The following is an 11,253-nucleotide window of genomic DNA, read 5'->3' as shown; positions in this document are numbered from 1 at the left end:
GACATGTCATGAGGCATAATATAGATAGCAAGGAGGAGCGCGCTATGAGCACGCCCGAACTGGGACGATTTTCTGATCCGTCCATTCTGATTTTAGCCAGCCTGGCTGGTGGGAAAAAGCATGGTTATGCCATTATGGAAGATGTTGAGGCGATGGCTCGCGTTCGACTGGGAACCGGGACCTTATATGGAGCCATCGCCCGGCTGGAGGAGTATGGTTTGATTGAGGCGCTGCCCTCCGAGGAGCGTGGACGGCGCCCATATCGCCTGACCTCTGCGGGGATTGCCTTCCTCCGCGAACAACTCACGAGTATGGAGACCTTTGCGTCGCTCGGCTTGCGGAGGTTGGCAACGCTATGAATATCCAGAAACTGCTGCTATGCCTTTACCCTCGAGCTTGGCGCGCACGCTATGGAGAGGAATTTCTCGTCGTGCTAGCATCCCATCCTTTTTCTCTGTTTGAAGGACTTGATGTTATGCGGGGTGCGCTTGATGCTCATCTCCACCCATACCTTGGCACAAGGATCATGGAATGGTCTGAAAGGATACGCTATATGCTCTCGATCCTGCGTCGTTCATTGCTCACGATATTCTGCGCCTATGGAGGCTTTATCCTTGCTGGCATGGGTTTTCAGAAGATGACCGAATATGCTGACTTTCAAGAGGTTGCGCGAACGCATAGCCTGGTAGGTTTCTCCTTTAACCTCGTCGTGATTGGGTCTGTGGTAGCGCTCCTGGCTGTGGTAGCTGGTGGTTTGCCTATTGTTGTTACTGTGATCAAGTCCGCGCTGGTACGGAGGCGACTTACTCCCCTATTCGCGCTGGCTATACCTGTCCTGGCTTTTGGGACTTTCTTTGGCATACTGCCTCTTCTAAAAGCGGTCTTTCATCCAGGCGATCAACATGTTCTGCTGGGGAGAGGCCTCTTTCTGGGGACACTGCTTACCACCGCTATCATCAGTGTTGGCTCGATCTGCTTTGCAGTTGCTCGTAGTGAGATCTCTGAAAAACTGCTGCGCTTCGCGCTGCCTCCGTCCATCCTGGCTACGCTCTCGATGGCGCTGATGTCGGTATCGACCTTTATCTGGGGACTCGGCCTGCAAGAGAGCGCGCCGAAGCTCTTCACTGGTAACGACGGAATTGTTGGATCGAGTACCCTTGGCACCTGGTTGGGCATTGTGATAGCGATGGCTCTGGCGACCACTCTGGCTGTGATCTCGCTCATACGCGCGCTCTCGGCTCGTGTCACTTTGTACAAAGCTACAGCCTGAACGAGTACAACTCATCTATGAGATGGCTTGACCCCTCATGGTCAAGCTACAACGTATTTAAGACATACGTCCTGTCAACACGTCGTTATGTCTTAGGGTGTCGTGTTCAAAAATACAAAGGGAGTAATCTATGCAAGGAAACCAGGCTTCACTAGCCGTTACGACCGCCTCGCCTTCTCAAGCGGGCAAAAACGTTTTGCGTACTTATGATTTAACCAAACAGTATGGCGCGCGCGTGGCCGTCAACCAGCTTAATCTAGAGGTCCGACGCGGTGAGATTGTGGGCTTTCTCGGACCCAATGGCGCGGGGAAAACCACTTCAATCCGCATGCTTTTGGGCCTGATAGCCCCTACCTCCGGGCGCGTGGAACTGTTTGGGCACGATCTCGCAAACAGGAGGGACTCTGTGCTGCCACACATCGGCGCGCTGGTGGAGGCACCAGCCCTCTACCTACACCTGAGCGGAAGAGATAACCTGCGCGCGGTAGGCTCAGTACTTGGTGGAGTGTCACAGCAACGGATTGAGGAGGTTCTTATGCAGGTTGGACTGCATGAGCGCCAGAAGGATCGTGTACGTACCTACTCACTGGGTATGAAGCAGCGCCTGGGGGTTGGAATTGCACTGCTCAATAATCCTGATCTGCTCATCCTCGATGAGCCTGCTAATGGGCTTGATCCCGCCGGGATCGTTGAGATGCGCGATTTAATGCGCCGCCTGGCGGATGAGGGAAAAACGGTCTTCCTCTCCAGCCACTTTCTGGTCGAGGTTCAGCAGATCTGCTCGCGTGTCATCTTTCTGAATGCTGGTAGACTCATCGCGGATAAGACCGTCGAAGAGTTGACGCGTGGGCAGGGGGAGTTTGAGGTTCGGCTTGAACGGGCACAGGAAGCTCTAGCCCTGCTTCAGCAACAGCCATGGGGTAAACCTGCGCGCCTGGATGAGAGCGGAGCGCTCCTGACCCCGGCACCCCAGGGAAGCGGACGTGAGCTTTACGCCTTCCTATCTCAGGCAGGATTTACGCCTGAGAGTCTCGCGCCCGCGACCCAGAACCTGGAGGAAGTCTTTTTCTCGTTGATGAATGCGCACAAAGGAGACAAATAACGATGAGCACACACATAACTGCTACTGGGCTTGAAACTGCCTCTCAGCCTTCTCTGCATGCCAGCTTTACGGGCATCATGCGTGGCGAGTTTTTGAAAATCGCGCGCCTCTTCTGGCTGATGCTGGTTCTGCTAACGCTCGTCTTTACCGTTGGCTTCCTTCTTGGAGCAGGGTTGAAAGGACTGAAAACAGATCTGCAGCATACCCCTTTGCACTTCCTGTACTACTCGCTGGAGAGCAATATGGTGGTCTTCCGCATCTTCTCCGGTATCTTCCTCCTGGTCCTGACCTCGTTTATCATCGGGCGCGAGTACCAGTATGGCACAATCCGCATCCTGCTGGCGCGTGGGGTTGGCCGTGTACAACTGCTGCTCGCCAAAATTGCCTTGCTGTTTTTGATTGCGCTGGCGCTCCTGGTGATGTTTGTCTTGCTGACCGCATTGTTTACCTGTATGCAGATGCTCTTCCTGGTTGGGAATCTAAACGCGCTCAATGCGATCACGTCAGCCTTCTGGTCGAATACCTGGCTCGATCTGTTGACTGTCCTGATCAGTATGGGGGTTACGATCCTGCTTGCAGCGGCCATGAATGCTCTTGGGCGCTCGCTCACCTTTGGCTTAAGTGTCTCGCTCATATGGTTTCCCATCGACAATATCGGCGCGGCTATCCTGAACACGATTGCCCAGGTAACACACAACGATTTCTGGCGTAGGGCGACAGTATACCTGCTTGGGCCACTGCTTAACCGTTTGCCTGATATGCTTTTGCCTGTGGAGGCTCGCAGTGGCTTTGAGTCCTTCGGCGCCGGACCATTGTTTCCCGTGAGCACTTCTCATGCCCTCTGGGTCATAGCTATCTACGCGCTTGTCTTCGTTGGGGTGGCGCTTGTTCCGACCTGGAAACGCGATGTCAAGGAATAAGTGTTTGACTGATCTCCAGTGCCAAGCATGATGCTAAAACGATAGAAAGATTAAGTGTAAATTATATGTTTTCTCGTCTCTTTCACCGCACATGGATAAAAAGGTCGCTCAGGGCCTTCCTGATCCTGCTGCTCGTGTTTATCCTTGTTGTTATTGGCTGCGTGTCCTATGTTGAGATTCAGCGCCACCACATGGTCGTGCTACCTGCCCCCACCGGTCCCTATGCTGTGGGCAGGACGGCTTATGATTGGACTGACCAGGCACGAAATGATCCTCTCGCGCCACACGTGGGCACAAAAAGAGAGCTTGTGGTCTGGTCCTGGTATCCCGCTGCACATGTGTCTGGAGCACCATCCGTTCCCTACCTGCCATTAAAGTGGGCGCAGGCGAGCGACAATCAGCTCGTACAGAGCAGCGATTCTATCCAGACGCATAGTATTGAGGATGCACCACTTGCCACTGATACGACGCGCTATCCAGTGCTCATCTTTGAGCCTGGAATGGGTAAGATTCCAACCCAATACACGACGCTACTCGAAGATCTGGCAAGCCATGGCTATATTATCTTCGCGATCACTCCTACCTATAGTTCTGACACGGTAGTCTTTCCCGACGGGCGCGTCGCAACCTCAACATCCGCAGGAAACCTGGATAATGCGACAAATCTGCAGAACGCTGGTAATCAGCTTGTGTCTGTCTGGGCGCAGGATGTGACATTCGTCATGGACCAGCTGATAAGGCTGAACACAATGTCTGGAAATGTATTCACCCAGCATCTCGACCTCACAAGGCTTGGCGTCTTTGGACATTCCTTTGGTGGTGCAACCGCGGCTCAGGTATGCCATATCGATGCACGCTGTAAAGCCAGTATGGATATTGATGGCGATCTCTTTGGTGATGTGTTGCAGGCAGGCCTGCATAAGCCGTTCATGGTGATCCAACATGACGAGGGAGCATGCTCAGATACCGACTGCCACACATTTCAACAGGGAATACAGGCTGTCCTGAATACGGTGCCACGAGGTGCGGGTTATCACATTAGCATCAAAGATACCGAACACTTCAACTTCTCCGATTACGCTGTCTACTTTTCACTGTTGCGTGCCTTTGGCATGCTTGGCTCCATCGATGGTGTGCGCGGGGTGCAGATTACCCGGGCATATGTACGCGCTTTCTTTGATGCCTACCTGGATAATACCCCCTCTCCGCTGCTACGCGGGCCGGCGAGCACCTATCCAGAAGTGGGTTTCAGAACGTAGGACCTGGAGAACACGCACTTCTGTGCGGCATTTCATGCTACCTGGCCTGGAGACCCAAGGCCAGGTAGCATGAAGGATGCATAAATATGAGTGATTGGAGGCACAATTACCTCATCCTTCCCCCGGAAGGACGGAGACCCTACAATAACTATTGATAACTTTGCTTAAATTATCAAATATGCTATAGTACCTATATCGCCTACTTCCTTATCGGGTAGGAATCTGCATTGAGAATCAATGCACCATGCGCGTCTTCCCTTGAGTAAGGAGGGCGCGCATTCATTTAGCGAACATGGACCATCACACTGTTGGTTTCAGCCATGAACACTTGATACCTGAACAGAAAGGAGAGCGACGTTTCCTGAGAAGACTGTTTCAGGCAGAGTCACATACACCTCGCCTCTCAACGCCTGCTGCTACTATTCTTCCTCTCCACCGGATGTTTTATTTCCACCCTCCCAACCACTCCATCCCGCATCCCAGGCGTTCCTACTGGCGCACCACCATCCACGAACCCGCTCTCGGCCACGCCCCTTTCTGCTTGCATGCACCCTCCCGCTCATGGTATATGCCTCCTAGATCTTCATGTCCTCGTCGCCGGGACCATTCAGCGACTGTCCTCTCCACTAGGACCATAGAGTGGAACCGTCCTTGTCGCTGGGACCATTCAGCGCCATCTCCCCCTGCCAGGTGCATTTGGCAGATCGCATTCTCCAGGCGAACAATTGCTGGAGCATCGGGGCTGGTTTTACCCAACCGATCACTTATCCACAACGAGAGAAAGGAGGTTCGGTCACCAAAGAAAACTCCCCATCACCTGATGGTTGAGATTTCGTCAGGGGTGTGCTCGACTCCTTTCGCTTGTCTTCTCGATCAAGAAAGGAGCTTGAGACAATGAGCACCAACACCACCACTATCACTGCTACCATCAATTCCGTTATTGCTGATATACGAAATCTCCGCACCGAGGTGATGGCTACAGTACACACCGAGATCTTTCGAGAGATCGAAGAGATTGAATATCAATTGAGTTACCCGGAACTGGCCTGCGATCCAAATGCAGAGCCCTGGTCTGATCTTCAGAGGTTCCTACAAAGTCCAATTGAAGAAATCTTAAAAAGAGCCCTGTGGACCCTTATCTCTGTGGACTGGAGGATCCACAGGGAAGACTATTACATACGGCGTCCTCTAGAGATTAAAGAGGTGGAAAAGAACCTGTTGAACTGCGTGGTCGCAACTCGCTCTACCCACCCATATGTAGAGCATGATTTCTCATTTGTGTTGAGAGATTTTAGGATGCGTCAGAACTGAGAACAGGACCTCAAGCAGAGTTCCACAAGGCGTGATAGACTGATCAGCACAGGAACGTTTGGATGAGGAGTATCCTATGAACTGCCCATACTGCATGTCAGCGACCTCCACAGAACAGAACAAGAAAACCACACTTGGCTATCGGATGTTCCGTTGTCGAGGATGCCACCATACCTTCAACGAACGCACTAACACGCCTTTCAACTTTCTGGAATATCCGACCGATCTTGTCCTGCTTGTCATCCTCTGGCGGTTGCGCTATACACTGAGTCTGCGGGATCTCGCTGAAATGTTTCTCGAGCGAGGTTGGGTCTTCACCCATGAGGCGGTCCGAGACTGGGAAACCCGGTTTGCGCCGTTGTTAGCAGACCAACTGCGAGCCAAACGACGTGGGCAAGCAGGTCGATCCTGGTTTGTCGATGAAACGTACATCAAGGTGCATGGGAAGTGGTGGTATTTGTATCGTGCTATCGACCGTGATGGCAATCTGGTTGACTGTATGTTGAGCGAGAAACGGAATATGGAGGCCGCCAAGTGCTTTTTCAGGCAGGCAGTCGAGACAGTTGGACACAGACCAGAGCAGGTGACGACCGATGGACATGATTCCTATCCGCGCGCGATTCGTGAGACACTTGGTAGCCAGGTTCACCATCGTTGCAATCCCTATCTCAACAACCGACTGGAACAAGATCATCGTGGGATCAAACAACGCTACTACCCGATGCGAGGTTTCGGAAACGTAGCCTCGGCAGCCCGATTTTGTCGCGCTTTTGATGAGTTACGGCAGTTCTTCCGCTTCCGCACGACAATGAACCAATTAGTGCCTCTTGCCCAACAACGCGCTCTGTTTTGTCAACGACTGAACAGCTTGAAGGCTCTCATTCTGAGAGCCTAAGCCCAAGGAGAGAGGACGAGACGTCGTCCCACAATTTTGTTGCTTCTCCTGTTCTCAGTTCTGACGCTTCCTTCGTGTTCTCTATTTCAGATGTTGCAACCAAGCCGCGAGAGCGCTGCCCAACTCGTCGGGAGAGTCCTCTTGGGGATAATGGCGCCCGCGCACGCTGACCTCGCTTTGCGCTGGCCAACTGCGGCAGAACTCCACGTGCGATGGCTGCATGATTCCCGGCTCGCTGTGAATGAACAGCTTGGGCACGGGACTTTGAGCCAGCCAGGCACCATAGGTTGTGATGATTTCCGCCACATCGGCTGGATCACCGTCAAACGGGAGTTGACTCACCCAACTGAGCATGGGACGACGCTCCTCGCCCGGTTCAGCAAACGGACGCCGATACTCTTGCATCTCTTGCTCGGAAAGTTGGCGTAGCACGGCTTTGGGCAGGTTGACCTCGATAAGGGCATTCTGCTCCAGCACGATCTGCTCTCCAGCAGAAGTGCGAAACGCCTGGAAACCCTTGCGGGCGGCCTCTGGAAACTCGCTCCAACTTCCTGGCTTGACGATCGCCTCCATGTAGACAAGACCTTTGACCGCCTCTGGGTGACGCCGCGCCCAATCAAAGCCCAGGGCTGAGCCCCAGTCATGCACCACAAGAATCACCCGCTCACGCACATCGAGCGCTTCCAGCAGGGCATCCAAGTACCGGCGGTGCTCGACAAAAGTGTAGGAAGCGGGATCACTACCGAGCAGCTTCGCCGAATCGCCCATGCCGATGAGATCAGGGGCGATTATTCGCCCGAATGTTTCTGCGTACGGCAAAATGTTGCGCCAGAGGTAAGAGGAGGTCGGATTGCCATGCAAGAAGACAATCGGGTCGCCCTGGCCTTCATCTACATACGCCATCTCTAATCCCAGCACGGGCTTCCGCTTTTTTTGATAGGGGAATGCTGCGCTTATCATGCTCTGCTCTTTTCCTTTTTGAAAACCAATTGTTTGTGCTCTTTGACTCGCTTCTCACCGCAGAACCCTGATAGATCTCTGCTTGGTCAAGAAGCGGTGTTCGTTCATGTCCCAAGTATAGTTTTCCGATGGGGGCACTGGCTTCATCCGTGATGATGATTCTCTGCATGATTCGAGAGCAACAAAAAAAGGGGACCGTTATAGAGTGTCCTTTCTGGGCAATGGTAAGAGGCACATCATGTTGCCTAACACATGTGACCCAACACGTATGGCACAGCTTGCTCTGTTAGGCAACAAAAAAACTGGCTCACAGGCTCTTCTTGCATCTTGACAAGTCCGCGAGTTCATTGCTGCATGGCTCTACGGACCGGATTACAAAGCGAAGTGCTTAGCGTTGTAAATTTCTCCGGCGGGCCTAATAACCAATGGTGCTAGTTTATAAACTAAACTCAGCGATGCTCATCTGGAAAGGATGAGCGCCGGGATGAAGCTGATGCGCACAAGGTCAACAGCACATTGAACAACACGACCACCGAGGCCAAACGAGCCTGAATGAAGGCTTGCAGACGGTGGTAGACCCGTTTGAGGTCACAGATGACCGTGACCAAGGAGAACGAGGTCTCCACACTCATGCGGTCATTCCAGGTACCTTTCGCACACAGTTTGCAGTTCTCTGGCACGCCATCTTTGCTCCGAAAGCCATAATCGGCCAGCACGATACTGCCTCCACTGAACTGCTGGATGAGCGCATGGAACTCCTTGTCCGGGATATTCATCGTGCCCCAATCCCAATCGATCACCTGCCCGAAGCGATTGAGGACCCAACACAGCTTGATGCCAATGCTCCAACGCCCCTTATCTTTGGACTTTTTGCCACATTGTTGGGAGCTGCGCCCCTGCCGAATGGGAAACAGCAACTCAATCGGGTAGCTGTCAATCACCAGGAAGAAGCTGGGATCAGCCAGGAAACGTGCATTCCAGTCCTGATGGGTGACCAGCAACCGCTGCAGCCGGGTACGATCAGGCAAACCAGCAAACAAAGCTTCATAGTCTCGTTTGAGCCAACGATAAAAGGCGCGAAAGTGGCCTCCTTTCAGCGCGAAGAGCAAGCCTATCGTGACCAACTCGCTGGGATACAGTTTGGCCGGTAGTGTTGCAAAGAAGAAAGCTGATCTGGTACAGTACAGGAAAACGAGCGAAAGAGAGACGTGATGACCGAACAGAATCCTTTGAAATGGCGCCATTTCCAGCCCGACAGTATTCTCTTATGCGTGAGGTGGTATCTCCGCTCTGCTTTGAGCTATCGTGACTTGGAAGAAATGATGGCGGAGCGAGGGTTGCGTGTCGATCATACCACGATCTATCGCTGGGTTCAGCACTCTGCGCCTGCACTTGAACAGCGGTGCCGTCCTCAGTTGAAGATGACGTCTGACTCCTGGCGGGTTGATGAGACGTACATCAAAGTGAAAAAACAATGGCTGTATCTCTACCGTGCAGTTGACTCGCAAGGATACACGCTCGATTTCTTTTTCAGCTCAACCAGAGATGCGCAAGCAGCCAAATGCTTCTTTCTGAAAACGCTCGACGCCTCGCATAGCAGCGAACCACAAGTGATCAACGTAGACAAAAACGCTGCCTATCCCAAAGCGTTCAAAGAACTGAAAGCGGCGGGAAGCCTTTCTGAAAGCTGTGAACTCAGGCAAGTCAAATACCTCAATAATCTCATTGAACAAGATCACCGCTTCATCAAACGGTTGACGAAGCCAGGGATGGGCTTTTTCTCCTTCGAGACGGCCTGGCGAACCCTCCAAGGAGACGAGATGATGAACATCCTGAGGAAAGGGCAAGGACAAGGAGTGGCAAAAGGAGATGTGGGAGAGCAGGTCGCGCAGGTCGCCACACTGTTTGGAGTGATCGCCTACCTGAACGAGGAGGACCTCTTCACATCCATCTCGCCTTCGTCATCGTTTTTGCAACACAACCAGAAGGTGCTTTACTCACATCTGCTTCAGTGAAGTTGGACTTCTCCAACGTAAATTTTGGCCAAAATAGTGGCAGCAAGCTTGGCAAAAGAAGAGCTTGCAAAGAAAAAGATGATGATCTATAGCTCTTGCAGAAAGTCAACCAAACAAGAGGAGATTCATCATCATGACAGAATCTACGATGAAACTGACCCAACGTTTTACCGGATGTGCGAGCCTAGCCGCACTGGGCATCAAACTACGCACCCTGGATCTGCTGGCACCGATCCGAAAGCTCGTTCAGATCCCGCAGAAGACCGTGAAAGACACGCCCTTTGAGAAACTGTCCGATGCCTTCATCAGTATCCTGGCGGGAGCCACAGGGCTGGTGGAGATCAACAGCCGCTTGAGGAGCGATCGTGCGCTGCAACACGCGTTTGGACGGACGCGCTGCGCCGAGCAATCGGTCGTCCAGGAAACGCTCTCTGCCTGTACCGCCGAGACGGTGAAGCAAATGGAGCACGCGATGAAGCTGATGTATCGCCAACACAGCCAAGGCTATCGGCATGACTACCATCGGCAATTTCAAATCCTGGATGTTGATCTCACGGGTCTGCCGTGTGGCAAAAAGGCTGCTCTGGCTACCAAAGGCTACTTTGCTGGGGCGCGCAACCGCCGTGGACGGCAATTGGGCCGTGTCCTGGCGACCCGCTACGGGGAAGTCGTCGTCGATCAACTCTTTGAGGGCCGGACCAAACTGTCCGAGGCGTTTGTGCCTCTGGTTCAAGCTGCCGAGGAGATCCTGGACCTTAATGGCGCGAAACGCGCGCGCACCCTGTTGCGGGTGGATGCTGGGGGTGGCAGCATGAACGATGTGAACTGGTCGCTCACCCAAGGCTACCAGATCCTGTGCAAGGATTACTCCGGCCAACGTGCGACTCGCCTGGCAGCTTCCGTGACCCGTTGGGTTGACGATCCCGATGAGCCGGGGCGGCAAGTGGGATGGGTCGAAGTGGAAGCGCCGGAGTATGTGCGGCCTGTGAGGCGCATCGCAGTTCGTAAGCGCAAACCTAATGGACAGTGGGGCATCGCGGTCCTGATCTGCAGCCTGCTGCCCGATGAGGTTGAAGAACTGAGTGATGGCCTGCTTGTCCACAGTCTTGATCCTGTCAAGGATCTGCTGCTTGCCCACCTGCGTCTCTACGATCAGCGTGGAGGTGGGGTCGAAACCTCGTTCAAAGGCGACAAACAGGGGGGTGCCCTCGGCAAGCGCAGCAAAAAGCGGTTTGAAGCGCAACAGATGGTTATGCTCTTGGGCAGCCTGGTCCACAATGTGCTCGTCTGGGCACAAGAGTGGTTGGTCGTAACGACCTCTGCGGTGCAGCACTACGGACCTTTGCGTTTGGTACGCGATGTTTTTCATATCAGTGGCTTTCTCCTCCTTGATGCGTGGGGGCGCGTCCGTCAGATCGGACTCAATCAGGATGCTCCGCTGGCTCCTGTCTTACTCAGCCCTTTCCAAACCTTCGTCGCTCCTGCGCATGTCGCCATTTATTTGGCCAAAACTTAGGTCCA

11 protein-coding genes are annotated in these 11,253 nt (G+C 53.3%); 9 read left to right on the top strand and 2 right to left on the bottom strand.

Annotated elements, in window-relative coordinates; genetic code table 11:
• The first annotated feature begins 44 nt into the window (after window positions 1-44).
• From JMJ16_RS09860 to JMJ16_RS09830, 7 genes are all read left to right on the top strand, one after another.
• Window positions 45-359: a PadR family transcriptional regulator gene (locus JMJ16_RS09860; RefSeq protein WP_201380805.1), complete on the top strand. Its 315-nt coding sequence runs from the start codon at window positions 45-47 to the stop codon at window positions 357-359.
• A 194-nt stretch (window positions 360-553) separates the two neighbouring features.
• Window positions 554-1,270 (top strand): hypothetical protein, encoded by a 717-nt coding sequence (locus JMJ16_RS09855; RefSeq protein WP_236601338.1) that lies wholly within the window; start codon window positions 554-556, stop codon window positions 1,268-1,270.
• Between the two features lie 130 nt (window positions 1,271-1,400).
• Complete coding sequence (locus tag JMJ16_RS09850) at window positions 1,401-2,372, top strand: ABC transporter ATP-binding protein (RefSeq protein ID WP_201380801.1); 972 nt, start codon at window positions 1,401-1,403, stop codon at window positions 2,370-2,372.
• Between the two features lie 2 nt (window positions 2,373-2,374).
• Complete coding sequence (locus JMJ16_RS09845) at window positions 2,375-3,292, top strand: ABC transporter permease (protein WP_201380799.1); 918 nt, start codon at window positions 2,375-2,377, stop codon at window positions 3,290-3,292.
• Between the two features lie 65 nt (window positions 3,293-3,357).
• Window positions 3,358-4,551, top strand: coding sequence for a hypothetical protein (locus JMJ16_RS09840; protein WP_201380797.1), 1,194 nt, complete (start codon window positions 3,358-3,360; stop codon window positions 4,549-4,551).
• 894 nt (window positions 4,552-5,445) lie between these two features.
• Window positions 5,446-5,862, top strand: coding sequence for a hypothetical protein (locus tag JMJ16_RS09835; protein ID WP_201380795.1), 417 nt, complete (start codon window positions 5,446-5,448; stop codon window positions 5,860-5,862).
• Between the two features lie 76 nt (window positions 5,863-5,938).
• On the top strand, window positions 5,939-6,757 hold the full coding sequence (locus tag JMJ16_RS09830) for an IS6 family transposase (protein ID WP_201380793.1): 819 nt from the start codon (window positions 5,939-5,941) through the stop codon (window positions 6,755-6,757).
• A gap of 81 nt (window positions 6,758-6,838) precedes the next feature.
• Here JMJ16_RS09830 and JMJ16_RS09825 read toward each other — a convergent pair whose 3' ends face one another.
• Together JMJ16_RS09825 and JMJ16_RS09820 are read right to left on the bottom strand one after the other, a co-directional pair.
• Window positions 6,839-7,717, bottom strand: coding sequence for a haloalkane dehalogenase (locus tag JMJ16_RS09825; protein ID WP_201380792.1), 879 nt, complete (start codon window positions 7,715-7,717; stop codon window positions 6,839-6,841).
• A gap of 449 nt (window positions 7,718-8,166) precedes the next feature.
• Window positions 8,167-8,841 (bottom strand): hypothetical protein, encoded by a 675-nt coding sequence (locus JMJ16_RS09820; RefSeq protein ID WP_201380790.1) that lies wholly within the window; start codon window positions 8,839-8,841, stop codon window positions 8,167-8,169.
• 87 nt (window positions 8,842-8,928) lie between these two features.
• Between JMJ16_RS09820 and JMJ16_RS09815 the strand changes: the two genes are divergently transcribed.
• The gene (locus tag JMJ16_RS09815) at window positions 8,929-9,732 is read left to right on the top strand and encodes an IS6 family transposase (RefSeq protein WP_374228940.1); all 804 of its coding nucleotides are present in this window, start codon (window positions 8,929-8,931) and stop codon (window positions 9,730-9,732) included.
• 133 nt (window positions 9,733-9,865) lie between these two features.
• Complete coding sequence (locus tag JMJ16_RS09810; RefSeq protein ID WP_201377970.1) at window positions 9,866-11,248, top strand: transposase; 1,383 nt, start codon at window positions 9,866-9,868, stop codon at window positions 11,246-11,248.
• Window positions 11,249-11,253: the final 5 nt, after the last annotated feature.

Source organism: Ktedonobacter sp. SOSP1-52 (assembly GCF_016587395.1).
This window is presented reverse-complemented; position numbering and strand designations above follow the sequence as displayed.

Bases quoted from the DNA above. Each gene is read 5' to 3' on its own strand.
- JMJ16_RS09835 (WP_201380795.1), top strand. From the start codon at position 5,446: ATGAGCACCAACACCACCACTATCACTGCTACCATCAATTCCGTTATT.
- JMJ16_RS09860 (WP_201380805.1), top strand. From the start codon at position 45: ATGAGCACGCCCGAACTGGGACGATTTTCTGATCCGTCCATTCTGATT.
- JMJ16_RS09825 (WP_201380792.1), bottom strand. From the start codon at position 7,717: ATGATAAGCGCAGCATTCCCCTATCAAAAAAAGCGGAAGCCCGTGCTG.
- JMJ16_RS09845 (WP_201380799.1), top strand. From the start codon at position 2,375: ATGAGCACACACATAACTGCTACTGGGCTTGAAACTGCCTCTCAGCCT.
- JMJ16_RS09855 (WP_236601338.1), top strand. From the start codon at position 554: ATGCTCTCGATCCTGCGTCGTTCATTGCTCACGATATTCTGCGCCTAT.
- JMJ16_RS09840 (WP_201380797.1), top strand. From the start codon at position 3,358: ATGTTTTCTCGTCTCTTTCACCGCACATGGATAAAAAGGTCGCTCAGG.
- JMJ16_RS09810 (WP_201377970.1), top strand. From the start codon at position 9,866: ATGACAGAATCTACGATGAAACTGACCCAACGTTTTACCGGATGTGCG.
- JMJ16_RS09830 (WP_201380793.1), top strand. From the start codon at position 5,939: ATGAACTGCCCATACTGCATGTCAGCGACCTCCACAGAACAGAACAAG.
- JMJ16_RS09815 (WP_374228940.1), top strand. From the start codon at position 8,929: ATGACCGAACAGAATCCTTTGAAATGGCGCCATTTCCAGCCCGACAGT.
- JMJ16_RS09850 (WP_201380801.1), top strand. From the start codon at position 1,401: ATGCAAGGAAACCAGGCTTCACTAGCCGTTACGACCGCCTCGCCTTCT.